This is a genomic window from Bradyrhizobium sp. Ken51, from assembly GCF_055807435.1.
In genome coordinates, this window is the sequence record NZ_JBVVPB010000005.1 from 22,808 (window position 1) to 47,425 (window position 24,618).

Genomic DNA, 24,618 nt, shown 5'->3' on the forward strand with positions numbered 1-24,618 from the left:
CGCCGGGTCGGGCGCCTATATCGTTCCTGGGGACGTTTCTACGACGACGGATTGGGTGATGGCGCGGGCGCCGGTCATGGCGGCGGGTGGTATTGTGCTGCGGCGAGGTGCGCCGCCGCTGATTGCCGTCGTGCGCCAGCGCAAGCGCAACGAATGGGTCTTGCCCAAGGGCAAGCTCGATGACGGCGAAACGCCGAAGCAAGCCGCGCATCGCGAAGTGCTGGAAGAGACCGGCCACGACGTCGCCATCCACGAATTTCTGGGCACGCTCGTCTACCAGTCGGGCGGACGTTCCAAGGTGGTGCATTTCTGGCGGATGGAGGCCGGGGACGGTCCGGTCCGCAAGCTGATGAACGACATCAAGGCGGTCGACTGGCTGACGCTGGAAGACGCGCTCGCGCGCCTCTCGCGCGAGTACGAGCGCGTATTCCTGACGCAGATCGGCCCGATCGCGCTTGCGGCGGCGGGGCTTGCATCCTCGCCTGCGTCCGAGCCGACGCTGGCAACCGACGATGTCGATGCAGCTTTGCAGACACTGACACCGGCTGAAGCGGCCTCGGTCGGCGAGTTGCGGCATGGTCTGTTGCAGAAGATGAAGGCGTGGCTACGCGGCGAGGCGTAAATTGTTGTCGCGCCCAGCTTACGGGTGCGGAAGCATCCGCGGGTTGATACGGCCAAGATAGCGTCGCTCCCTCCAGATCGTCATTGCGAGGGCAGCGAAGCAATCCAGAATCTTTCCGCGGAGGGACTCTGGATTGCTTCGCTGCCCTCGCAATGACGGGGAGAGAGAGCAGCAAGCTGACGCACGTCACCGCCGCTCCTTCTCCTTTGGGGCCGGCACTGGCCTTCGCGGCGCTGCGGGGAGTTGTGCGGCGGGCGGGCGCTGCTGGAAGCTGCCCGGTCGCTGCATGCCCGGCTGTTGAACCGCGGGCGGCTGGCCCGGCTGCAATCCGGTGCGCGGCAGTCGCGGCTGCAGGCCGGGCTGCTGTTGCGCTCCGCCCGGCTGCTGCGGCGCGACTCCGCCGGGCTGCCTCGGAATCTGTCCACCGCGTTGCGGCCGGGTTTGCGGCGTGCCGTCAGGCTGCGTGCCTTGACCGGCACGCGGTAGGCCTGCCGGACGCCCCGCGCGTTGCTTCTGGCCTTGTTGCTGCTGACCTCGACCCGCGCGCGGCGTACCCGGTTGCACCGCGCCGCCTTGGCCCGGCCGCTGCGGCGGCTGGGCGCCTTGCTGGTTGCCTTGGCGACCTGGCGCGCCCGGCTGCTGTTGGCCTGGACGGTTGTTCTGACCGGGCTGGCCGTTCGGCCGCTGCGGCTGTTGGCCAGGCGCCGTGTTCGGCCGCAATTGTTGCTGTTGCGGCGGTTGGAACGGCCGCGGAATGCGCGGGCTCGCGGTCGGATTGGCGCGGCGGAAGTCGCGCTGCTCGGTGACGATCTGCCGGCCCGTGGTCTGCGCCAGATGCACCTGGCCGACGAAGCCGCGGTCGCGTGCGATCTGCTGTGGCGCAATCGTGATCGGCACCGCGGCAAAGCGCATGACGCCGGCAGCGGCTGCGCCCGGCCGGATTGCAAAACCGCTCGCGCCTTGCGTCAGCGCACCGAGCCGCGTCCCGCTCGTGCGATCGTCGACGTCGATGTGTCCGACCCGGCCGTCGGCGTCGGGATAGAGCTTGATGTTGACGTTGTTGGCTTTGTTCGCGGCCCCGCCTTCCGGCACGTCGACGACGCCCGTGGTGCCGCGGATGCCGAGCGTCGCCGTCGGCGTCGTGATCTTCATGTCGCCGGTCTTTGCCACCGCCGCCGCGACGAAGGCGACCGTGCCCTTGCCGATGTCGAAGATTCCTGCGTTGTGCTTGCCGCCGTCCTCATAGACGTAAGTGTCGATGGTGATCTTCGTGCTTGCGGAAAGGTTGAACGTGGTCGCGTCGTCGAAGGTGATGCCGAGCGAGGAGTTCGACGAAGTCTGCACGACGTCGTTGAGATAGATGTCGTCGCGCACCCGCAGCGGATAGGAATTTTTGTCGCGGATCACGGTCGCGATGCCCGTCACCGTTGCGACATTGCCGATCGGCTCGACGGCGGCGGGCTGCGCCTCGGTCGCGGGAGCGGGTGAAGCCGATGGAGTCGGCGAGGGGGCGGGCGACGGCTGCGCTTGTGGCTGCGCCTGCGCAAGGTGGATTGCATCGGATGCAGATGCTGCGTTTGAGCCGGCCGGCGGCAAGGCCAGCAAGGCGAGCGCGAACAAAAAGCGGCGCCAGGCCACGATAAAATTCAAGAGGAGGTCCCGGTGAGAAACGCGAGGCGAGATCGACCGATATCATCCTGATGCAGGTGAACGGCGGATGAATGTCTATCGCACGGGGGCAGCGAACGTTCAAACGGTACGCGATACTAGCTTGTGGCCAAGCCTCTCCACCGTCATGGCCGGGCTTGTCCCGGCCATCCACGCCTTGAAGCGCAGGACTAAGAACGTGGATGCCCGGGACAGGCCCGGGCATGACGAAGAATGTGCATGTGTTGGAGACGTCACCTTTGGCGTCAGCTCACGCGCTTCCAGGTCTGGCCGCCGCAGAACATGCCGCCGAAGGCGCAGCCCTGCACGCGCATTGCATTCGGGCCCTTCATCGCAATCGTCGAGTCGTAATTGCGGCCGGAGTCGGGATCGTGGATGCGGCCGCTCCACTTCGCGCCGTCGGGCTTCATGTTGATCAGGATGCGCTCGTTGGTCTTTGCGGCGTAGCCGCAGAGATTGACGCCGCACTGTTCGACACGGACATTGCCCTTGTTCTCTTCGGTGGCCCAAACGCCGATCGGCGTGTTGGCAACCGCGACAGGCGCGGCGACGGGAGCCGGAGCGGGGGGCGGCGCAACTGCGACGGGTGCGGGCGCGGCAACGGGAGCGGGCGCCGCGACGGGCGCAGCCTGCGTTGTGGTGTCGTAGCTGGCGGCCGGAGCAGCGGCAACCGTCGTGGCCGGAGCCGCGATAGCGGGCGCTGCCGGCGCGGTCGCCTGCACCGGCGCCTGCTGCACGGGAGCCGGCGCGGGCTGCGTGGTCGTGGCCGGCGTGGTGTCGACGTCATCGTCCTTCGAGCCCAAGCCCTTGAGGTTGATGTTGTTCAGCTTGATCGGCTTGTCCGACAAGCCCGGCGCCACGATGGTCACGCAATTGAGCGAGGCGCAGTTGCGCGGCGTCTCGATGCGGATTTTCTGGCCTTCGATCTGGAACGAGAGCGAATTGCCGGCATGCGCGGCGGCGGTGGACGCGAGGAAGAGAGCGGTGGCGGCGATGGCGAGCTTGTTCATGACAACCTCCGAAGAATGTGTGGGTCCCGATGGGACTGAAGTCGCTGGTGGATGAAGCGTGGTTCGACCCTATGCCGGGCTGATCGGACGTTCTGTGATAGACGTCACAACGGCTCGCGGCCGCTGGGTGACGCAGCGCACATTCATCTGCGATTCCATCTGCGTAACCTCGTCGCGACACAGAGGGAGGCGCCGATGACGCGGCTTGTGACTTCGCTTGGCACATTGATCGCGCTGATGGCGATTGCGCCCGCAGCCGAGGCCGGGTCCTACGCGTTCTCGATCGGCGTTCATCGATTCCAGGTCGAGTCGTCCAGTCGTTGCCGATCGGCTTCCTGTGTTTCGGTTTCCTCCCATCGCAGCTTTCGGGCGGACGTCGATACGACACCGGCGCCGACGCCGGTGCTTCCGCCGTCGCAGCCGCTCTATCCCGTGGCTCCGGTCAGGCCGCCGCAAGCCATCGTGGTCGCGCCCGCGCCAGCGCCGGGGGCTCCTGTCCTTGCCTCAACGACGTCGCAGCCAATTGTTCTGCCGCCGGCGCCAAGCGCCAATCCGCCGCGGGTCGAGCTACCGCGGACGGAACCGCCGAAGACCGTCGCGCTCGATCCGCCGCGCATGGAGGCACCTGTCGTCTCGCCGAGGCCGGAGCTCAAGCAGCCCGTGACCAGCCCTGAGCGCGACGACGACGAGCAGGCCTATTTGCCGCTCGGCGAATGGGAGAGCGCAGGCGCCAAGGGCACGGTCCGCATCGAACGCTGTGGACCGGCACTGTGCGGCTTCGCGCTGACTGAAGCGTCGACCAGGGGCGAGAGCGTGCTCGTCAACATGAAGCCGAAAACCCACGACGTCTGGACCGGCAACATCTACAGCCGCTCGAGCGGCAGCACCTATTATGCGAGGATGACGCTGAAGAGCTCCGGCAAGCTTCACGTCGAAGCCTGCGCACTGGGCCATTTCTGGTGTTCCGGCAACGACTGGACGCGAGCCGAAGAGCGGCCGGAGAAGCTGATCACGACGTCGCGGCAGTGGAGCGCGCGGTCGTAAGGGATGCGTTCGGTAGCTTCGACTGAAGCCGCTAGACCATGCCGAGCACGATGGCGCCGACAAAGGCCATGGCGAGGTACGCGGTGATAACGCTCAGTTTACCGGCGAACGTCATGAGGTCGCTCCCGCTGTCGCGCCGCCTTGCGCAAGAGCGTCATGGTTAACAGAAAGTCTCTTTTCGAAAAAGTCAGCCTTGCTGTCGCTCGCCCCCGGCAGGGCATTAGGCGCGCGCGGGCTGACATGGTTAAAGAACACTGAAATCAACACGTTGAAGAGTCTTTAAGTAAATTCACCGAACGTGCGTGCATGACGCGCGGAGTTCGTTTGTATCTCGTCGGCTCCATCGTCCTTGTTTCGTTAGCGGGTTGCGGACGCGGCTTCTTCCAGGCCGAACGTGAACCGTGGCGGGCCGAGGCCGAAGCCGCATGCCTGAAATCAGGCGCGGTGAAAGAGGGGCCGGATCTCGTTCGCATCGACCCGATCTCCGGGCCGGGCATGTGCGGCGCCGAGTTTCCGCTCAAGGTCGCCGCCCTCGGCGACGCCTCGAGCAGTTACGGCTTTGCCGATGAGGAATTGCGTCCGCCCGGGAGCGTGGGCAGCCAGCCGCGCTGGCCGGTGACGCAGCCGCGATCGAATTACCCGCAAGGCCAGAACTATCCGCAACGCTCAAACTATCCCGAGAGCGCGGTGCGCCAGCCGTCCGGCTATGGCGCGCCGTCCGGCCCGGTGTCGTTGAACGCACCCGGCGTGGCGCAGCAGGAAGACGAGATCGATCTGCCGCCCGAGGGCACCGATGCCGCGGGCGCATCGCGCTACATGAATGCGCCGAGCTATCCGGCGCGGCCGGCGCCGTACTCGCAGGCGCCCGCGCAGCAACCGCCGCCGCGTCTTGGTCCGGCACAGGGCAACCCCGTCACTGCCGTCGGTCCTGTTGCGATCAAGCCGGTTGCGACGCTGGCCTGTCCCATCGTGTCCGAGCTCGACCGTTGGCTCGCCGACACCGTGCAGCCATCGGCGATGCGCTGGTTCGGCACCCGCGTCGCGGAGATCAAGCAGATCTCCGCCTATTCCTGCCGCGGCATGAACGGCAATTCGCACGCCCATATTTCTGAGCACGCCTTCGGTAACGCGCTCGACATCGCCGCCTTCGTGCTCGCCGACGGCCGCCGCGTCACCGTGAAGGATGGCTGGCGCGGCATGCCGGAGGAGCAGGGATTCTTGCGCGACGTGCAGTCAGGCGCGTGCGTGCATTTCACCACGGTGCTGGCGCCGGGCTCGAACGTCTATCATTACGATCACATCCACGTCGATCTGATGCGCCGCGCCAGCCGCCGCCTGATCTGCCAGCCCGCCGCCGTCTCCGGCGAAGAGGTCGCCGGCAGGGCGCAATCGCGCAGCCCTTACGCCAGCAGGCGCGATCCCACCATCACCGGCTCGCTGGGTACGCGCAAGAGCACGCTTCGCAAGCACGAAGAGGACGAGTACGCCGACGATTGAGGATTGCGCGTGGTCCGTAGCCTGGACTACGGGCAGCGCAATCCTGGAAGGCGTTCCCGCATTGCGCTTCGCTCCATGCGGGCTACGACCCCACGCCGGGCGGCCTCGCGCTGAGCCTTGCCTGTTCAGCCGACGTCGCGTCTTCGGCAGAGCGCATCTCGAGCGCAAAAATTTGCGCGCGCGCAAATCCCGCCTAAGCCATTGAAGTCAGAAAGACAATTGTGCCGCGGCGGGCCTTTTCGGCGGTTGGCACGGTCGCTGCAATGAGGAGGCTGCCACGAAGCGGCGCTGCCGGCGCCGTGAGCCAGCGGATCCCGTCATGCAGATGCCTGTCACCCCTCCTTATTCGGATCTCGAACAGCGCGTGCTGTCGCGCATCACGGAGGAGCGCTGGCTTGAACTGGCGTCCGAGCTGATCCGCACCGGGCAGCCCCGTTCCGGCAATCCGCTGGATCCCGATTTGCCGCCCGCCGAGGAAGAGGCGATCTCGATGCTGGTCGCGGGCAAGCTCGAAGCGCTCGGCATGGAGGTCACCAAGCATAGCGCGCAGCCGCACCGGCCGAACGTGCTGGGCGTGCTCAAGGGGCGCAACGGCGCCCCCTCGCTCATTCTCAACGACCATCTCGACACCTATCCAGCCGTCGAGCCCGAGAAATGGCACATGACGGATTTCGATCCGTTCAAGGCGACGCGCCACGGCGATCTGCTCTATGCGCGCGGCACGTCCGATACGCGCGGCAACCTCGCTGCATCGTTGCTCGCAGTGCAGGCCCTGACCGAAGCGGGTGTGAAGTTCGATGGCACCTTGATGTGCTGCTACACTGTCGATGAGGAGCGGAACGGCACCGAGGGCTCCATCTACATGCTGAACAAGGTCGGCCTGACCGCCGACTACGAGATCACCGCCGAGCCGACCGCCTGGGGTGATGTCAACAGGGACTGGGGCATGAACCTGTCGGTGGCCAATTCCGGCCACTGCCTGATCGAGCTCACTGTCCACGGGATCAAGTCGCACATCTGGCGGCCGGACATCAGCGTCAACGCCATCATGGAAGCGGCAAAGCTGTTGCCGAAACTGAAGGACATGGCGTTCACGCATGTCCCCAGCAAGTTCATGGGACATACGCCGCCCTGCTGCGCCGTGGTGCGCATTCGTTCCGGCCTGCCTGGCGAGATGCAGTTCTCGCCGGATGCCTGCACCATCACGCTCGCCGTGGTCGGCATCGTGCCCGGCATGACGCTGTCGAGCGTGATTGCGGACATCGAGCGTCTCGGACGGGACACTTTTGCCGGCGTGAACGACGTCAAGGTCGAGGTGCGCCAGGTGCCCGGCTCGCTGTTCGTCAACGCGACCGAACCGGTGCCGGTCGAGGAGGAGCCCTGCCGCTCCTTGCGCGCCGTTTACCGGCGTCTGATGGGCCGCGAGCCCGGGGTCAACCGCAAGAACGCCTTCAACGACACAATCCGCTTCCGCGAAGCCGGCATCAATGCGGTGACGTTCGGTCCCGGAGAAGACGGCTGGGCCGTCGACAACGAGAACATCTCGATCACCAAGTCGGTGATGGCGACGCGGATCTACGCGCTGACCATCATGCAGATCCTGGGAGTGCGGACATGAGCGTCGAGGCGACCCACATGACGATTCCAATCTCGCCGGATCGCACCCGACGCGGCAGCCTGCGGCTGGGGCTTCCGAAGGTCTCGCGATCGGTGCTGCTCTCGACGTTGACCGTCGCCGTGCTGCTGGCCGGCTGGGCCATCGTCACGGAGATGGGCTGGGCCAACGAGCTGTTCCTGCCGAAGCCGCAGGCGGTCTGGGCTGCGTTCGTCAAGACGATGACGAAGGGATATCAGGGCGCGACCCTGCTTCAGCATCTCGGCGCAAGTCTCTATCGTATTCTCACGGCCTTCACGCTGGCCTGCCTGATCGGCATCCCGCTCGGAGTCCTCATGGGCGTGTCGCGGAATGCCCGCGCGCTGCTCAATCCGCTGATCGAATTCTACCGGCCATTGCCGCCGCTCGGCCTTTATACGCTGCTGGTGATGTGGCTCGGCATCGGTGAGAGCTCGAAGCTGTCGCTGCTGTTTCTTGCCGGTTTGCCGGGCATCGTCATCTCGACGATCCAGGCCGTCACCAGCGTGGATCCCGTTTACGTGCGCGCCGCACAGTCGCTCGGCGCGACCCGGCGCCATCTGCTCTTTCACGTCTACCTGCCGGCGGCGGGACCGCTGATTCTCGCTGGCATGCGCATCTCGCTCGGATTCACCTACACCGTTCTCGTCGCCGCCGAAATCGTCGCGGCATCCGCCGGCATCGGCTGGATGATCTGGGACGCCGCAAAATTCCTGCTCTCCGACGTCGTGATCATGGGGCTGATCGTGCTCGGTCTCACCGGCGTCGTGCTCGACCTCATGATGCGTGGAATCGCGAAACTGTTGATGCCGTGGGCCTGAATCCAATCCTGATCGTAGGGGAGACCTCCATGATGAAGAGACTGATTGCGACGCTCGCAGTTGCCACGTTGGCGCTCACGGGCGCAGGACGCGCCGAGGACAAGCCGGCGAAGGTGACCGTCGGCTATCTGAACCTCGTGAATGCGCAACTGGTCACCAAGCATCTTGGCCTGCTCGCCAAGGAGATGCCGGGGGTCGACATCAAATACGTCAAGATCGGCGGGGGCGGCGACATGCTGCGCGCGATCGCCGGCAACGACGTCGATTTCGGCGGCCTCGGCAATCCGCCGACCGCGATCGGCGCGACGCGCGCCCTGCCGATCAAGGGCATCCTGGTGATCAACATGCTCGACTACGTCGAGTCGATGGTGGTTCGCACCGACAAGAACATCACCTCGCTCAAGGACCTCAAGGGCAAGACGGTGGCGGCGCCGTTCGGCTCCACGACACACTACCTCCTGCTCCAGGCGCTCAAGGACGAGGGCGTCGATCCCGGCTCGATGAAGATTCTGGACCTCGCGCCCTCGGACATCGCGGCGGCCTGGCTTCGCGGCGACATCGACGCGGCCTGGTTCTGGGAGCCGAATCTCGGCAAGACCGTCAAGAACGGCGGCAAGATCCTCGTCACCTCGGGCGAGATGGCCAAGCGCGGCTACCCGACCTGGGACATCGGCGTCGTCATGAACGCGTTTGCGGAGAAGTATCCGTCCTACGTCGACAAGTTCATCAAGGCCGAATGCGAAGGCATCGATTTCTGGCTGAACAACCCGGAGAAGACCGCGGAGATCATCGCGGAAGAGCTTTCGCTGCCCATCGAGGACGCGCAGCGAATGATGAAGGGCACCGGGATGGTCCCCTGCAACAAGCAGCTCACGGAGGAGTATCTCGGCACGTCCGCGAAGAAGGGCAAGTTCGTCGACACGCTGATCTCGACCGCCGATTTCCTGGTGAAGCAGGAGCGCCTGCCGAAGTTGCTGCCGCGCGCCGACTTCGAAGCCTTCATCCAGCCCGCCTATCTGGAGAAGGTGATCGGCCGCTAGGGTCGATGCCGGCGGGCTTGTCTCGCCGGCATATTGCCAATCCCCGCACGCACGTGACCGACATGAATCTCGCACCTCGCCACCTCCGCGCCGCCTATTGCAGCGGTGAGCTCAAGCCGTCCGATGTCGCCGCACATGTGCTTTCGCGCCTTGACGACGCCGACCAGAGCGGCGTCTGGATCTCGACGGCAAATCCCGAAGGCGTCATGGCAAGGGCCCGCGCGCTCGATGCCCGCATTGGCGAGATCGGCAAGCTGCCGCTCTACGGCTTCGTGTTCTCGGTCAAGGATTGCATCGACGTGGCCGGCGAGCAGACCACCTCGGCCTGCCCGGAATTCGCCTACACCGCGAAAGCTACGAGCCCGGTTGTCGCCGACGCCATCGCCGCCGGCGCGATCTATCTCGGCAAAACCAATATGGATCAGTTCGCCACTGGCCTGGTCGGCGTGCGCTCGCCCTATGGCATCGCCCGCAACCCGCACAATCCCGACTACATTCCCGGCGGCTCCAGTTCTGGCGCCGCGGTATCGGTCGCGACAGGCACCTCGTCCTTTGCTTTTGGCACCGATACCGGCGGATCGGGCAGGGTGCCGGCGTCCTATTGTGGCGTGACCGGCTTCAAGCCGGCGCCCGGCGCCTTCAGTCAGCGCGGCATGGTCTACGCGTGCCGTAGTTTTGATACGATCTCGCTCTACACGCGCGATCCCCGCGATGGCCACGAGATCTATCGCGTGTTGGCGCGGCGCGATGCCGGCGACTGTTTTTCACCGGTCAATTTCGCCGGATGGACGGAGCAGGCATCTCCAGCGCGGCCGCTCAACATCGCAACGCCGCGTCCGGATCAGCTCAGGTTCTTCGGCAATTCGGAGACGGAGGCGCTGTTCGGCGATGGGCTTCGCAAGCTGCGGCGGCTCGATCTGTCGGTGGCATCGGTCGATTTCGCGCCCTTCATTTCGGTCAACGATTTGATGTTTTTCGGACCTTTCCTCGCCGAGCGGGACGTCTCGGTCGGCGCGTTCCTCGACGCCAATCCGGACGCGGGCGTGAAGATCGTGCGCGACCTCGTCGTCGGCAGCCGGAAGTTCACCGCGGCCGACGCCTATCGTGCGCTCTACAAGGTCAAGGAGGTCCAGCGATCGCTGCGCGACTTCTGGCAAGTTCACGATGCGCTGGTCGTGCCGACGGTCGGCACCGTGCTGAGCATCGACGACGTCGCGCGCGATCCGCTGACGGCCAACTTCAACAACGGCTATTACACCAATTATGCCAACCCGCTGGGCCTGGCCGCCATTGCCGTTCCGAACGCAATCACCGCGGCGGGCGTGCCCTATGGCGTCACGTTCCTGGCGCCGGCCGGCCGGGAGCGCCTGCTCACTGATCTGGCTTGCGCTTTCATGGAGGCTTCGGCCGAGCCCGAACATCTGCGCCGCGTTGCAATCCGAGCGGAGACCTCCTAGCCTTCGAGCCGTTACTCGAAGGGAGACCGATCGTGGGGCGCAGCGATGCGCATGAGGTGGCCGATCCAGCTGAGCCGCGCGCCGAACTGCCACGGCCCGGGACCGGACGTTATGTGCTGAAGGCGTTGGACAAGCCCGATCTGGATCTGGTGATGCGAACCGGCAGGCTCGCGACCTACCAGAATCGCGAATATCTGCTGCGGGAGGGCGAGCCCGCAAACGGCGTCCACATCATCCTGAATGGGATCGTCGAAAGCACCCATGCCGGCACGCAAGGGCGCGAACTGATGCTGTCGACCTGGGAGGCCGGTGACTTCGTCGGCGCGCCCTATATCCTCGGCGATCACCGCCACAGCTGGTCGGCCCGCGCGCTCGGGCGGGTCGAAGCACTGCATCTCGACCAGGATGCGGTCCGCCGGTTGATCGCGCAGTCGCCGTCGTTCGCAGTCGCGCTGATCGAGTGTCTCGGCTTCAAGGGCGAGACCTATTCGATGCTGGCGCAAACGCTGGCGGGACAGAAGGCGGCGGAACGGCTGGTGCTGCTGCTGGTCAAGCTGTGCGAGAACGCGGCCCAGGACGAGAGCGGCCCGATCTCGCTCGGCCGCATTACGCAGGCCAATCTCGCGCGCATGATCGGCGCGACGCGCCAGTCGATCAGCCTGATCCTCAGCCGCCTCCAGGACGACGGCATCATCTGGACCGGCCCGACCAAGATGGTCGTCAACGATCTCGCTGCGTTACGGAAGCAGGTGACCGACTAGGTCGTGCACATCAAGGTCAGCTTACCGACGCAAAACCGAAGTCTCCCCCCTTGAGGATGATGGGCGGCTTTTGACCCATTGCAGGCACTGGCTCCACCGCTGGGTTCGTCCGAAGATCTACTCACCAGCCGACCTTCTTGGAGGCCTTATGAGCACAATCAACGCGGCTACGATTTGCATTGCCGCGGCCAAGGCGAACGGCACCACGTAGCTCGTCGAAATGTCCCGAAGTACGCCGAGGATAGCAGGAGCCAACGCAAAGACAGCTTGATTGAACGCCACCACGAGCGCGACGACCGTACCGACGTCGGCCGGACGAAACTCATGTTGCGCGATAAGCGGGGGAAGGGAAACAACGTTACCGACGCCGAGACCAAACAGCACGCAACCAACCAGTACAATCGTGGGCACATTTGAGATGATCATCAATGCAACGCCGACACTTTGGAGGAGAAAGTTCGCGGATGCAGCCAGGCGGCGATCACGGCCTCCGATCGTCCAGCCTAGCAGAGTGCGGCCCAAAACAGCAGATGTCGTCACCATACTGACTGCGGCGGCAGCCCCGTTCTCGCCGAGCAATGGGGATATTCGGGTCAGCAAGTGCGTTAGCAGTCCGACTTGAGCGAATAGAGCCAACGCAAAGGCCACTGAAAGTGTCATGAAACCCTTTGTCTTGATGAGGTCTTTACGAGGACTACGCGTCGATGGGGCAGCGACGTGGGGCTTGCTGTCGATAAGCAGTCCGTCGGGCGCCAGACCGAGTCCCTTCGGATCACGGCGCAGGTAAAAAATCGAAAGAGGTATTATGACCAGCGGCATGGCGATACCTACCGCGACCGCCGCCGCCTCAACTCCAATCTTGGCGATCAGCAAAATAAGCAAGGGTGGAAACATGACGCCGCCGATGCTTGCGCCGTTGAATGCCAAGCCGATGGCCTTTGGTCGATCTCGATCGAACCATGGAGCGACCATCGCGTTGATCGCCGCACCGCTCGTCGCTGCCCAACCACTCCCCGAGATTGCTGCCGCCACGAACAATTGCCACGGAGCTGACGCGACTGACCAGGCCACGATCCCTGCGCCTGCGAGAACCGCGCCGATGATCGTTGTCTGCGCCAACCCAAGTGATCTGTGAGCTTCGGGTAAGTACACAATCAGTGCTGCCCCGATCAGGAAGTGCGCAGTGATCGCGCTAGAGATCATTGCGACCGGCCAGCCCTTGGAAGCGTGCAACGTCAGCAAGAGCACTCCCGGACTATAAAATCCGACACCCCATCCGAACAGCGCGATTACAAACGCGACCCAAACGACGGACCAGCCCTGAAATCGCGATTGTCGAAGCTCGGGGATCTGCAGAGTTAGGTGTCCTGATCTGAGGGCAGGGCGACGACTTGCCAAGTACGCACCGTATGCGCGATCAACCGCGCGTTTGCTCGTATGCCTTCAGATGCGTGTAGGTCGTGCGCAGCCGGGGCACCGGAACTTTTGCGGTATCAGCGCGCGCAATCAGGTCGCCAATCACATGATCGGCTTCGATCAGTTGGCCCGCCTTAATGTCGCGGAACATCGATGCGGTGAGCGGTGAGCCTTCCGTGGTCAACATCCCTGTCGCGCGTTCCAGCGCAGGCGCACGGGGCGGATAGCCCTCCACGGTCGCGACCGCCCTGCATTCGTCGAGAATGCCAAGCAGGAAGTCCTTACCGCCGGGCGCCGCCAGAATCATGCCGATTGGGGCGCGCATCACGCTGGTCGAGGCCGCGATCGACGCGAGGAACACCCATTTCTCCCACATGTCTTGCAGGACGGTCTCGCTCGCCGCGCCGTCGAAATTACAGCTTCTGACGATGTCCTCAATGGCGCGAACCCGGTCTGACAGTTTGCCGTCGCGCTCGCCGAAACCAAGCGACTGCACCGGGGCCAGCTGAACTACTTCGCGCTTGTCGTTCAGTGTCACCGCAATCAGGCAGAGCCCGCCCAGCACCTGGCTCGCGCCAATTTTTTCGTCGAGAACGTCCAGATGACGCATACCGTTGAGCAGCGGGATGATCACGGTCCTCTCGCTTACCGCCGGCGCGAACGACTTGATCGCATCGTCGAGGTCGTAGGCCTTGCAACTCAACAGCACGACGTCAAACTTGTCCTTGATGGTGTCAGCCTGGACGACAGGCGGATGCTTCAGCGTTACGTCGCCATTCGGGCTTTTGATCACGAGGCCTGCGGCGGCAAGCTCCGAGGCACGGCGCGGCCGCACCAGAAAGGTGATGTCGCGGCCGGCTTGCAGCATCCTGCCGCCGAAGTATCCGCCAATGGCCCCTGCGCCAACGATGAGAACGCGCATCTCTCAATTCCTCTTGTTGTTGGATACCGGATTGTCCAGAACGTTGCTTATCCGCGGCTCCGCTGTTCCTGGACATCTACATACCAGAAGGGGCACTCTGCGCGCTCGCCGGAATCGGACTCCGTCGCCGGCTATCCTCGAGGAACTCAATGCTCGATATCGAAGAATGCGAACGGGCGCGCGTTAGGCGGGATCGTCGCTTCGACGGCCTATTCTTTTCTGGCGTTCGCACGACACGTATCTACTGCCGCCCTGTCTGTCCGGTGCGCCCAGCCAAGGCGGCCAACGTAATGTTCTATCCGTCGGCAGCAGCGGCCGAACTTGCGGGTTTCCGACCGTGTCTGAGGTGCAGGCCCGAGGCTGCTCCTTTCTCGCCTGCATGGAAGGGAACACGCACCACTGTCGAACGTGCGCTCCGGCTCATCGCGGACGGTGCACTTGATGACGGCAGCGTCGAGACTTTGGCCGATCGTCTCGGGATCGGTTCGAGACATTTGTCCCGGCTCTTCCAAAGGCATCTCGGTGCAAGCCCGGTTCAGGTCGCCCAGACGACACGCGTGCAGCGGGCGAAGCGGTTTCTGGACGAGACCGATCTCACGATGTCGGAGATCGCGGTGCGCGCAGGCTTCGGTAGCTTGCGGCGATTCAATACGGTGTTCGTTGAGGTTTATCGGCGACCGCCAACGCAGATCAGGCGTGCCCGCAAACCGAGTGCCACGTAAACGTCGGCTTCCGGTGAAGCGGACAGATCGTCAGCCGAGCGCACACGTCTCTTGTTTGCCCATCTGCGACCTCGGAAGCCATCCGCTCGTCGGCCAGTGTTGGCGTTAAGCCGGACATCAGGCGGCCGGCCGCTCGATGAGTACACGCTCTAGCGCACGGCGCCGTAGAAATCATTCCGAGGCCGACTTCGAGGACGCTGGGACCAGCCCCATGCACAGCTGCACCTCGGCCGGGACATTGTAGGTCCGCATGATGTGGCGGCTGTCGCGCAGGCCGGTCGCCTCACGTTGCACCACGAACATCCAGAGTGCGTGGCCGGCTTCCATCACCAGCTTTCGCCTGGCCGGCTGCATCGAGGCAGGCACCTCGGGGAGGGCATGATCGGCGCGACGCGCGAGTCGATCAGCCTGATCCTCAGCCGCCTCCAAGAGGATGGCATCATCTGGACCGGCCCGACCAAGATGGTCGTCAACGATCTCGCTGCGTTACGGAAGCAGGTGACCGACTAGGTCGTGCCCATCAAGGTCAGCTTACCGACGCGAAACCGAAGTCTCCCGCCTTGAGCATGATGGGCGGCTTGTGACCGGAGCGCACGTGCTGTTTGTCTGAATCAGCTTCGGGCCAGTAAACGCACTTGCTTCCAGCGAACTGGAACAATCTCCAAGCGATCCGGTTGAATTCCTGGAGAAGCCTGTCGTTTATCGGGGAAGGTGTTTCACATGGATGACGAACGAAAATCATCAAAAGCTGGGGAACGGGCCGCTGAAGGCTTGCGCGAGGCGACTGCTAAGGAAGAAGCGAAAAACGAGAGCAAGACGGGACACGATTTAGCGAAGGGCGCTGATCGCTTCGAAGAACGCTCTAAAAGCTCCGATGGAGAGCGCAGAAGAGAAACAAAAAGGGTGAATGTATACGGCAGACCCGGCGCGGCATTTCAGTGGAGGAAAGCAGGCGAGCGGGGACCCGATAGCATCGAGGTTGTGCCGATGACAGTCCGTCCCGGTAACAGCCACCTGACGCTGGTGCTTCGGACTGTCACGGAAGCGTCAACTAGCTCGAACTTGTCGCACTGACTTAGATCTCGTAGCGCGCGCAAGGGGCGTCCCAGCTGCAATCATCTGTGCAAAGTGCGAGCATATGGCAGCTGTGAACCACACCTCCCTGAGAAGCCGCGTCCGTCGCCTCTACGAAGGTACAACGCCTAGCGCCGTTGGTTTCCGCTATGCGTTGCTCGCGTTTGATGTTGTGACCATACTGTTCATCATCGGAACGTCGTTCCTGCACCCCAGTGAGATCATCGAAACGTTCGACCTGCTATTCGGCGCAATGATATTGGCCGATTTTTCAGCACGGCTACTCGCCGACCGGCACCCGCTTCGAAAGTTTGCCCGCCTCTCGACATGGGCTGACATAGTCGCCATCGTTTCATTCCTGGCGCCCCTCGCTGGCGAGGCGGGCGGCTTTCTGCGGATTTTGCGGACGTTGGGACTGCTTCGTGACTACCAGATGCTCGCTAGGTTGCGCATGGATTCGTCATTCTTCCGTCGCAACGAGGAGGTCATCTTTGCCGTCACTAACCTTGCGGTTTTCATATTTGTCATGACGGGGATAGTTTACGAGACTCAGAAGTTTCGCAACGATCAGATTCGGAATTATGCTGACGCGCTGTATTTCACTGTTACCGCGCTGACGACGACCGGCTTTGGCGATATTACCCTGCCAGGCACAATAGGTCGTTTGATAACCGTCGTGATCATGATTTTCGGAGTAACCCTGTTCTTCAATCTTGCGCGCGCATTGTTGAGTCCGAACAAGGTCAGATTTCCTTGCCCAGCTTGCGGACTACAGCGGCATGAGAGCGATGCCGTGCATTGCAAAGCATGCGGCGCTGTTCTCAATATTCCCGATGAAGGTTTGGCGTAGCTGTTTCTACCTCAGCGATCGAGACGTATTGCCGTCATCAGGAGCGGTGCCCAAGCGGTCATTCGGCGTGGATGGCGTTTTTCGGTCGTGGGTGCCCGCTCGCGAGGAGCTCTAGCGCCGGGCGCCGTCGAAAATCATTTTCGGGTCGACTTCGACGGTGCCGGGACCAGCCCCATGCACAGTTGCACCTCGGACGGGACGTTGTAGGTCCGCATGATGTGGCGGCTGTCGCGCAGGCCGGTCGCCTCACGCTGCACCACGAACATCCAGAGCGCGTGGCCGGCTTCCATCACCAGCTTGCGCCTGGCCGGTTGCAGCGAGGCCGGCACCTCGGGGAGGGCATGGGCGGCGTCGAACTCGCGCAAGCGCGCCAGCGCCTGTTCGAGCGTGCGGCCCATCCGTCCGAGCGCGGAGGCCTGTTCCTGGACAATCTCGTAATGGAGGATATCGACGGGCGGGCGGAGATCACGGGACATGAGCCCCAATATAGGACCGACGGAACGGCCTGCAACGCGTGCGGCTACTTCGCCCAGTACGCCGCCAGGAACATCCGCGTCGCGCTGTCGACGACTTCGCTCATGCGTTCTTCCGATGGTGCGGGCGCGGCCTGGAAGACGAAGGGCAGGAACAGCGAGGCCTTGCACAGTTCCATGAACTGCGACGCCGCGAGGTCGCAATCGTCGATCGCGAGATCGCCGGAGGCGACATGGGCTTTGAGATAGTCGGAGAGGCGGTTGATGGTCTTGTCCAGCACCCGCGCATAATAGCGGCGGCCGACGTCGGGCATGCGCTCGGCGATCGCCATCACAGTGCGGATTGCGGACCCGCCGCCGGGCCGGCACAGCAGATGGATGTAAGCCTGGCCGAAATCCTTCAGCGTGGTCTCGGCATCGCGCGCGGGATCGAAATTGAACGCGACCTGCCCGTGCTGGAGCGCCTCCTGCTCGAGGATGGCTTCGAACAGCGCGCATTTGTCGGCGAAGTAGACGTAAAGTGTGCCCTTGGAGACCTGCGCCGCGCGGGCGATCTCGCCCATGCTGGCACCGTCAAACCCGAGATCCATGAACACCTTGCGGGCTCCGTCCAAGATCTGGCGGCGTTTGGAACTGTCCTCCTCCTGGATGACGTGCAGATGTTCGCGAGCGGCTACAACCATTGGTTCAGGGTCTCGGAAAGTTTTTGCATCGGTCCAGGGCCATGAAACCGAAATAAAGGATTCGGGCCAGTAGGCTCTGCCCGGGAATATTATCTATATTGACCGAACGGTTCGGTCAATGATATTTGGGATAGGCGAGAGGGACCCGGCCGCACGGCGAACGTCCCTCATCGCGCTTTTTTTGGGGAGGCCTTCATGGCCGTATTGAGAGACCAGGCTGCGCGGGTCCTTCGCAAGGACGCCGTGGAGACGCCGACGCCCGCGGGTGGTGACGCTGCCACCGAGACGTCTGTAGCTCTCGCCGAGCAGTTGCGCTCTCATGTGGCCGAGGAAGCCAAGCGCCTTCCCAGCGAGGCGCCGGAGAAGCCCGTGACCGACAAGCCGGCCGCAGCCCCAGACGCGCCCGCCGCCGCCGGCGCGCCGAAGTCCGGCAAGCGCAAATTCGTGATGATGGGTATAGGGCTGCTTCTGGCGCTCGCGGCCGCGAGCTATGCCGGCTATTACACGCTGGTCGGCCGCTTCTACGTCGCGACCGACGATGCCTATGTCCGCGCCAACAACACCATGCTGGGCGCGCGCGTTGCCGGCCACGTCTCCTCGATCCTCGCCGGCGACAACACGACGGTGCGCGCCGGCGACATCGTCTTCCGCATCGACGACGGCGACTACAAGATCGCGGTCGACGCCGCCGCGACCAGGATCGCGACCCAGCAGGCTACCATCGATCGCATCGGCCGCCAGGTCGCGGCGCTCGACAGCCAGGTCGCACAGGCCAAGGCGCAGCTCGTCTCCGCCGAAGCCGGCCTCAAGCGCGCCGATCTCGACTATGAGCGCCAGCAAGCGCTGAGCAACAAGGGTTTTGCCTCCCGCGCCACCTTCGAGAGCTCCGAAGCCGGACGCGACCAGGGCGCCGCCGCGGTCAAGGCTGCGCAGGCCGCCTACGATGTCGCGCTCAGCAATGTCGACGTCGCCAAGGCGCAGCAGGCCGAAGCGCAGGCGCAGCTCGCCGAGCTCAAGACCACGCTGGCCAAGGCCGAGCGCGATCTCGCCTTCACCGCGGTGCGCGCGCCGGTCGACGGCACGTTCTCGAACCGCCTTGTCAGTGCCGGCGACTTCGTCGCGGTGGGCCAGCGGCTCGGCAACGTCGTGCCGCTCGACAACGTCTATATCGACGCCAATTTCAAGGAGACCCAGCTCAAGCGCATCCGCCCCGGCCAGCCGGTGACGATCAAGGTCGACGCCTATGGCATGCGCAAATTCTCCGGCGTCGTCGACAGCATCGCGGCGGGCTCGGGCTCGGTATTCACGCTGCTGCCGCCCGACAACGCCACCGGCAACTTCACCAAGATCGTGCAGCGCGTGCCGGTCCGCATCCGCGTGCCGAAGTCGGTCGCGAAGCAAAACCTGCTCCGCGCCGGCATGTCGGTCTACGCGAGCGTCGATACCAACAAGGGCGCGGCCGACGCCGACAGCGAGGTCGATCTCGACGACGCCACCATGATCCATCCGCAGTAGCGCGCCTGCGCCCGCGAGGACAGATCATGGCGAACGCCACGACCGCTTCACCTGCCATGATGGCGGACCCCGCTTCGGAGCGCATCGCGCCGAAGCGGTTGTTCGCTTTCATCATCATGGTGTTCGGGATGTTCATGTCGATCCTGGACATCCAGATCGTCTCGGCGTCCCTGAGTGAAATCCAGGCCGGCCTGTCGGCAAGCTCCAGCGAGGTCTCCTGGGTCCAGACCGCCTATCTGATCGCCGAAGTGATCGCGATTCCGCTCTCGGGATTTCTGTCGCGCGCCTTCGGCACGCGGCTGCTGTTCGCTATCTCCGCGGCCGGCTTTACCGCATCGAGCCTGCTCTGCGGCTTCGCCACCACCATCGAGGAGATGATCCTCTGGCGCGCGCTGCAAGGCTTTCTCGGCGCCGGCATGATCCCGACCGTGTTCGCTTCGGCCTACACTGTTTTCCCACGCACCAAATTCCACATCGTCGGTCCCATCATCGGGCTCGTCGCGACGCTGGCCCCGACCATCGGGCCGACCGTCGGCGGCTACATCACCGACCTGATGTCCTGGAACTGGCTGTTCTTCATCAACATCGTGCCCGGCATCGGTATCACCATCGGCGTGCTGGCGCTGGTCGATTTCGACGAGCCGCATTTCGAATTGCTCGATCGTTTCGACTGGTGGGGACTGCTGTTCATGGCCGGCTTTCTCGGCACGCTGGAATACGTGCTGGAGGAAGGCCCGCAATATGAATGGATGCAGGACCCCTCGGTCGCGATCTGCGCCTGGATCTGCGGCATCTCGGCGATCGCCTTCTTCTGGCGCGTCTTCACCGCGGCCGAGCCGATCGTCAATCTACGCACCTTTTCCAACCGCAATTTCGCGATCGGCTGCGTCCTTCAGTTCTGCATCGGCATCGGCCTCTACGGCCTGACCTACATTTATCCGCGCTATCTCGCCGAAGTGCGCGGCTACAGCGCGCTGATGATCGGCGAGACCATGTTCGTCTCGGGCATCACCATGTTCCTGGTCGCGCCGGTGGTCGGCCGTCTGATGGCCAAGTACGACATGCGCTACATGATCGCGTTCGGGCTTGTCGTGTTCGCGCTAGGCTCCTACCAGATGACCTGGATCACGCGCGACTACGATTTCTACGAGCTGTTGATTCCGCAGATCCTGCGCGGCATCGGCATGATGTTCGCGATGGTGCCGACCAACAACATCGCGCTCGGCACGCTGGCGCCCGACCGGGTGAAGAACGCCTCGGGTCTCTTCAACCTGATGCGCAATCTCGGCGGCGCCGTGGGTCTCGCCGTCATCAACACCGTGCTCAACGACCGCACCGACCTGCACATCACGCGCCTGCAGGAGCGCGTGACCTGGGGCAACGCGACGGCGACCGAAACCCTGACCATGTTCATGCAGAAATTCCAGGGGCTCGGCGATTCCACACTGATGGCGATGAAGCAGCTCTCGCAGCTCGTGCATCGCCAGGCCGTGGTGATGAGCTTCGGCGATGCTTTCTTCATCCTGACGCTGTTCTATCTCGGCCTCACCCTGCTCGTCACACTGTTGAAGAGACCAGCCTCGCCGTTCGGCGCCAGCGGCGACGCGCACTAAGCCAGCCACTCATCCGGTGTCATCGCCCGCGAAGGCGGGCGATCCAGTATTCCAGAGGCCTTGGTTGGAAAGCGCGCTCCTGCCATAGAAGCCGCGGCGTACTGGATGCCCCGGTCAAGCCGGGGCATGACGGAGGAGCGCGCAGCGACGCGCACTAATTTGCAACACTCGTGCGTGATCTCGCGCGAGCCCCGTTGCAAATCACCGATGACACATCTATAAAGCGCACCTCATTCCATCGAACCGGGAGGATTTGCATGATTTCGTCGCATTCGCAGATCGCACGCCCGCGCTCGATGATGCTCTGGCTCGGTATGTGCTCGGCCTCCTAGAGGCATCTTCCGCCAGCTTCGATTGGGCTTTCAGTCCCGATCGCTCCGCTTCCCAAGTCAAAGCCAATTTTAAGTGACGCCGTCTCGGCCCTCGCGGCCGGTCTGTGTCCATCAATGGAGCCGGCCCGCGTCATAAGCGGCCGGATGATGCCATGACCGCTCTGTCAAAACGGCCCGCGGCGATACGCGTGGTGCTGCCCTTCGTGTTCCGGCACTGGCTGAAGCAGCCGGGGCGTAGCCTCGTCGTGGCCGGCGGCTTGTTGGGTGCGACCATCGCCGACCTGTTCATGCCGGTATTCTCCGGACATCTGGTCGACGCCCTGACGCGCGGCCCTTCCGATCCCGCCGCGCGCCACGAGGCGCTGATGGCATTGGCCGGTATCGTGGCGCTGGGCGCGGCGTCCATGGTGCTGCGGCTGACCGGCCTCCAGGCCATCGTGCCGTTCTCGCTGAAGATCATGTCCGAGGTCGCGCAGGAAGCCTTCATGCGCGTGCAACGCTTCTCGACCGACTGGCACGCCAACTCCTTCGCGGGATCCACGGTGCGCAAGGTCACCCGCGGCATGTGGGCGCTCGACCTGTTGAACGACACCATCTTGATGGCGGTGGCGCCGTCGCTGCTGGTGCTGATCGGGTCGATGATCCTGCTCGGCGTGCACTGGGCCTCGCTCGGCGCGGTGATCGCGCTTGGCGCGCTGGTCTATGTCACGATGACGGTGCTGTTCTCGACGCGCTACATCGCGCCGGCCGCGCGCGTCTCCAATGCCTGGGACACCAAGGTCGGCGGCACGCTGGCAGACGCGCTGACCTGCAACGCGGTAGTGAAATCCTTCGGCGCGGAAGTGCGCGAAGACGCGCGGCTTGCCCGTGTCGTCAACCGCTGGCGCGTGCGCGTGCGGCGGACCTGGCTCCGCTACAACTACACCAATCTGGCGCAGCTCTCGGTGCTACTGGCCCTGCGCGCCTCCGTGATCGGCGGTGCCGTGCTGCTGTGGGTGTCGGGGCGGGCCTCGCCCGGCGACGTCACCTATGTGCTGACGAGCTATTACGTCATCCATGCCTATTTGCGCGACGTCGGAATGCACATCAACAACCTGCAGCGTTCGGTCAACGACATGGAGGAACTGGTGGCGATTCATGACGAGCCGATCGGGATTGCGGATGCGACGAACGCGCGGCCGATCGCGATCGAGCGTGGCGAGCTCGTGTTCGATGATGTCACGTTCCTTTACGGCGGCCATCACGCGCCGCTCTATGACGGACTCTCAGTCACGATCCGCGCCGGCGAACGCGTCGGTCTCGTCGGCCGCTCCGGCTCCGGCAAGACCACTTTCGTCAAGCTGGTGCAGCGGCTCTACGACGTCACCGGCGGCCGCGTTCTGATCGATGGGCAGGACATTGCCAAGGCCACGCAGCATTCGCTGCGCAGCCAGATCGCGATCGTGCAGCAGGATCCGATCCTGTTCCACCGCTCGCTCGCCGAGAACATCGCCTATGGCCGGCCCGGCGCCAGCCTGGAGGCGATCGAGCAGGCGGCACGGCTGGCCAACGCGCACGACTTCATCGTGCGCCTGCCTAAGGGCTACGGCACGCTGGTCGGCGAGCGTGGCGTCAAGCTCTCCGGCGGCGAGCGGCAGCGCGTGGCGCTGGCGCGCGCCTTCCTGGCCGATGCGCCGGTGCTGATCCTGGACGAAGCGACCTCGAGCCTCGATTCGGAATCCGAGGCGCTGATCCAGCAGGCGATGGAGCGGCTGATGAGAGGCCGCACCTCGATCGTGATCGCGCACCGGCTGTCGACGGTACGGAGCCTCGATCGCATCCTGGTGTTCGACCACGGCGAGATCGTCGAGCAAGGCACACATGCCAAGCTCGCGGCCAAGCCCGGCGGCATCTATCGCGGCCTGTTCGAGCGCCAGGTGGTGGAGCTCGGACAGATCGCAGCAGCGGAATGAGTGGCGCGCGACGGCGGGACGAAAGTCCCGCCGTCGCGGCGCCAGAGGATGGAACGACATGAAGGACCTGACGCGCGGCTCCATCGTGAGCCACATCCTGAGCATGGCGCCACCGATCGTGGTCGGCATGATCACGATCATGATCTGCCAGCTGGTCGACCTGTATTTCGTGTCGGGACTGGGCGATGCGGCAATCGCGGGCGTCGCCGCGGCCGGCAATGCCGGCTTTCTCGTCAATGCGCTGATGCAGGTGCTCGGCGTCGGCACGGTGGCGCTGATGGCGCACGCCGTGGGGCGCAAGGATCGCGGCGACGCGAACCTCGTCTTCAACCAGTCGGTCGTCCTCTCGGTGCTGTTCGGGCTCCTGACCCTCGGCGCAGGCTTCGCATTGTCGCGTCCATATATGCGCGCGGTCGCGGCCGATGAGGCCACGGTCGAAGCCGGCGCGGTTTATCTGCTCTGGTTCATGCCGGCTTTGGCGCTGCAGTTTGCGTCGCAGGTCATGGCGTCTGCGTTGCGGGCGACAGGCATCGTGCGGCCGAGCATGCTGGTTCAAGCGCTTGCAGTGGCCATCAATATCGCGCTGGCGCCGGTCCTGATCTCGGGTTGGGGCACCGGGCTCGCGCTCGGTGTTGCCGGAGCGGGCCTCGCAAGCTCGATTGCCGTCTTCATCGGTGTGCTCATGCTGCTGGTGTATTTCCTGAAATTGGAACGCTATGTCGCCTTTGATCCCACGCAATGGCGACCGCAGCTTCAGCAGTGGAAGAGGATTCTCAATGTCGGCCTGCCCGCAGGCGGCGAGTTCGCGATGGTCTTCATCATCATGGCCGTGGGCTATTACGTGCTGAGCGTTTTCGGCTCGGCGGCACAGGCCGGATTTGGCATCGGAACGCGTCTGCTCGGCCTGATGCAGATGCCGGCGCTCGCCATCGCCCTTGCTGCAGGGCCGATCGCCGGCCAGAACTTCGGCGCCGGCAACGGAGCGCGCGTGAGAGAGACCTTTGTCAAGGCGGCGCTCATCGCGACCGCCGTGATGATCGTTTTCTTGATCCCGGCGCAACTCGCGCCTGGTCTGTTGCTAACCGGCTTCTCGAAGGATCAGGAGACGATGGCGGTTGCGTCGCTTTTTCTGCGCATCGTCTCGCTCAACATGGTGGCGCAGGGGCTGATCTTCACCTGCTCCAGCCTGTTTCAGGGGCTTGGCAACACCAAGCCGGTGTTGTGGACCTCGGCAACGCGGGTCCTCACCTATTCCCTGCCGTCGATCTGGCTCTCGACGTGGCCGGGCTTCCGGATGGAGCATGTCTGGTACCTGTCGATCGCGACGACCACGCTGCAGGCCGCCTTGAGCGTGTGGCTGCTACGACGTGAATTCAGGAAGCGCCTTGTCATGCTCCGGCACGAGGAGTCCCCCGAGCCGGCCGTGCCCAAGCCCGTGGGGTCTCCTGCACGCGCGCCCGCGTAGCGAGCGCTTATCTGCGTGCTTGGCGTCGGAATTGCCGGCGGCACGGCG

The 24,618-nt window shown here is 64.0% G+C and carries 23 protein-coding genes; 16 read left to right on the forward strand and 7 right to left on the reverse strand.

The window, feature by feature from the left end; translation table 11 throughout:
- The first annotated feature begins 58 nt into the window (after positions 1-58).
- On the forward strand, positions 59-622 hold the full coding sequence (locus tag AC0L27_RS11270; protein ID WP_275173932.1) for an NUDIX hydrolase: 564 nt from the start codon (positions 59-61) through the stop codon (positions 620-622).
- Positions 623-808: 186 nt separating this feature from the next.
- Here AC0L27_RS11270 and AC0L27_RS11275 read toward each other — a convergent pair whose 3' ends face one another.
- Positions 809-2,263: a FecR family protein gene (locus AC0L27_RS11275; RefSeq protein ID WP_473319285.1), complete on the reverse strand. Its 1,455-nt coding sequence runs from the start codon at positions 2,261-2,263 to the stop codon at positions 809-811.
- Between the two features lie 272 nt (positions 2,264-2,535).
- The gene (locus AC0L27_RS11280) at positions 2,536-3,300 is read right to left on the reverse strand and encodes a DUF2147 domain-containing protein (protein WP_473318965.1); all 765 of its coding nucleotides are present in this window, start codon (positions 3,298-3,300) and stop codon (positions 2,536-2,538) included.
- 195 nt (positions 3,301-3,495) lie between these two features.
- On the opposite strand from AC0L27_RS11280, the gene AC0L27_RS11285 reads away from it, so the two are divergent.
- From AC0L27_RS11285 to AC0L27_RS11315, 7 genes are all read left to right on the forward strand, one after another.
- Positions 3,496-4,344 carry a DUF2147 domain-containing protein gene (locus AC0L27_RS11285; RefSeq protein ID WP_473318967.1) on the forward strand — a complete coding sequence of 283 codons (849 nt, stop codon included), beginning with the start codon at positions 3,496-3,498 and terminating at the stop codon, positions 4,342-4,344.
- Between the two features lie 306 nt (positions 4,345-4,650).
- Positions 4,651-5,841, forward strand: a complete 1,191-nt coding sequence (locus AC0L27_RS11290; protein ID WP_473318969.1) for an extensin-like domain-containing protein — start codon at positions 4,651-4,653, stop codon at positions 5,839-5,841.
- A 319-nt stretch (positions 5,842-6,160) separates the two neighbouring features.
- A complete protein-coding gene (locus AC0L27_RS11295; protein ID WP_473318970.1) occupies positions 6,161-7,459 on the forward strand; it encodes a M20 family metallopeptidase in 1,299 nt (432 codons plus the stop codon).
- Positions 7,456-8,295: an ABC transporter permease gene (locus tag AC0L27_RS11300; protein ID WP_354060465.1), complete on the forward strand. Its 840-nt coding sequence runs from the start codon at positions 7,456-7,458 to the stop codon at positions 8,293-8,295. The genes AC0L27_RS11295 and AC0L27_RS11300 overlap by 4 nt, the downstream gene beginning before the upstream one ends.
- 29 nt (positions 8,296-8,324) lie before the next feature.
- Positions 8,325-9,335 carry a taurine ABC transporter substrate-binding protein gene (locus AC0L27_RS11305; protein WP_473318976.1) on the forward strand — a complete coding sequence of 337 codons (1,011 nt, stop codon included), beginning with the start codon at positions 8,325-8,327 and terminating at the stop codon, positions 9,333-9,335.
- 62 nt (positions 9,336-9,397) lie between these two features.
- On the forward strand, positions 9,398-10,792 hold the full coding sequence (locus AC0L27_RS11310; protein ID WP_473318978.1) for an amidase family protein: 1,395 nt from the start codon (positions 9,398-9,400) through the stop codon (positions 10,790-10,792).
- A 32-nt stretch (positions 10,793-10,824) separates the two neighbouring features.
- Entirely contained in the window at positions 10,825-11,553 is a 729-nt protein-coding gene (locus AC0L27_RS11315) for a Crp/Fnr family transcriptional regulator (RefSeq protein ID WP_354205263.1), read from the forward strand.
- Positions 11,554-11,670: 117 nt separating this feature from the next.
- Here the strand turns inward: AC0L27_RS11315 and AC0L27_RS11320 are convergent, their stop codons facing one another.
- Both AC0L27_RS11320 and panE read right to left on the reverse strand, forming a co-directional pair.
- Entirely contained in the window at positions 11,671-12,951 is a 1,281-nt protein-coding gene (locus tag AC0L27_RS11320) for an MFS transporter (RefSeq protein ID WP_473318982.1), read from the reverse strand.
- A gap of 19 nt (positions 12,952-12,970) precedes the next feature.
- On the reverse strand, positions 12,971-13,891 hold the full coding sequence (gene panE / locus AC0L27_RS11325; protein ID WP_473318983.1) for a 2-dehydropantoate 2-reductase: 921 nt from the start codon (positions 13,889-13,891) through the stop codon (positions 12,971-12,973).
- Between the two features lie 149 nt (positions 13,892-14,040).
- On the opposite strand from panE, the gene AC0L27_RS11330 reads away from it, so the two are divergent.
- On the forward strand, positions 14,041-14,613 hold the full coding sequence (locus AC0L27_RS11330; protein WP_354205269.1) for a bifunctional transcriptional activator/DNA repair enzyme AdaA: 573 nt from the start codon (positions 14,041-14,043) through the stop codon (positions 14,611-14,613).
- 171 nt (positions 14,614-14,784) lie between these two features.
- Here the strand turns inward: AC0L27_RS11330 and AC0L27_RS11335 are convergent, their stop codons facing one another.
- A complete protein-coding gene (locus tag AC0L27_RS11335) occupies positions 14,785-15,048 on the reverse strand; it encodes a DUF6665 family protein (protein ID WP_473319286.1) in 264 nt (87 codons plus the stop codon).
- Here AC0L27_RS11335 and AC0L27_RS11340 point away from each other — a divergent pair.
- From AC0L27_RS11340 to AC0L27_RS11350, 3 genes are all read left to right on the forward strand, one after another.
- A complete protein-coding gene (locus tag AC0L27_RS11340) occupies positions 14,992-15,123 on the forward strand; it encodes a helix-turn-helix domain-containing protein (RefSeq protein ID WP_354205271.1) in 132 nt (43 codons plus the stop codon). The genes AC0L27_RS11335 and AC0L27_RS11340 overlap by 57 nt on opposite strands.
- Before the next feature lie 210 nt (positions 15,124-15,333).
- Entirely contained in the window at positions 15,334-15,687 is a 354-nt protein-coding gene (locus tag AC0L27_RS11345) for a hypothetical protein (RefSeq protein ID WP_473318986.1), read from the forward strand.
- A 64-nt stretch (positions 15,688-15,751) separates the two neighbouring features.
- Positions 15,752-16,537: a potassium channel family protein gene (locus tag AC0L27_RS11350; RefSeq protein ID WP_354205274.1), complete on the forward strand. Its 786-nt coding sequence runs from the start codon at positions 15,752-15,754 to the stop codon at positions 16,535-16,537.
- A 134-nt stretch (positions 16,538-16,671) separates the two neighbouring features.
- Here the strand turns inward: AC0L27_RS11350 and AC0L27_RS11355 are convergent, their stop codons facing one another.
- Positions 16,672-17,013 (reverse strand): DUF6665 family protein, encoded by a 342-nt coding sequence (locus AC0L27_RS11355; protein WP_354205276.1) that lies wholly within the window; start codon positions 17,011-17,013, stop codon positions 16,672-16,674.
- A gap of 44 nt (positions 17,014-17,057) precedes the next feature.
- Complete coding sequence (locus AC0L27_RS11360) at positions 17,058-17,693, reverse strand: TetR/AcrR family transcriptional regulator (protein ID WP_354205278.1); 636 nt, start codon at positions 17,691-17,693, stop codon at positions 17,058-17,060.
- A 195-nt stretch (positions 17,694-17,888) separates the two neighbouring features.
- Between AC0L27_RS11360 and AC0L27_RS11365 the strand changes: the two genes are divergently transcribed.
- The 4 genes from AC0L27_RS11365 to AC0L27_RS11380 all read left to right on the forward strand — a co-directional run bounded on the left by AC0L27_RS11365 (position 17,889) and on the right by AC0L27_RS11380 (position 24,570).
- A complete protein-coding gene (locus AC0L27_RS11365; RefSeq protein ID WP_354205280.1) occupies positions 17,889-19,208 on the forward strand; it encodes an HlyD family secretion protein in 1,320 nt (439 codons plus the stop codon).
- Positions 19,209-19,234: 26 nt separating this feature from the next.
- Positions 19,235-20,821 (forward strand): DHA2 family efflux MFS transporter permease subunit, encoded by a 1,587-nt coding sequence (locus AC0L27_RS11370; protein ID WP_275173904.1) that lies wholly within the window; start codon positions 19,235-19,237, stop codon positions 20,819-20,821.
- Between the two features lie 484 nt (positions 20,822-21,305).
- Entirely contained in the window at positions 21,306-23,105 is a 1,800-nt protein-coding gene (locus AC0L27_RS11375; RefSeq protein WP_354256130.1) for an ABC transporter ATP-binding protein, read from the forward strand.
- Between the two features lie 58 nt (positions 23,106-23,163).
- A complete protein-coding gene (locus tag AC0L27_RS11380) occupies positions 23,164-24,570 on the forward strand; it encodes an MATE family efflux transporter (RefSeq protein WP_473318989.1) in 1,407 nt (468 codons plus the stop codon).
- Positions 24,571-24,618 lie beyond the last annotated feature (48 nt).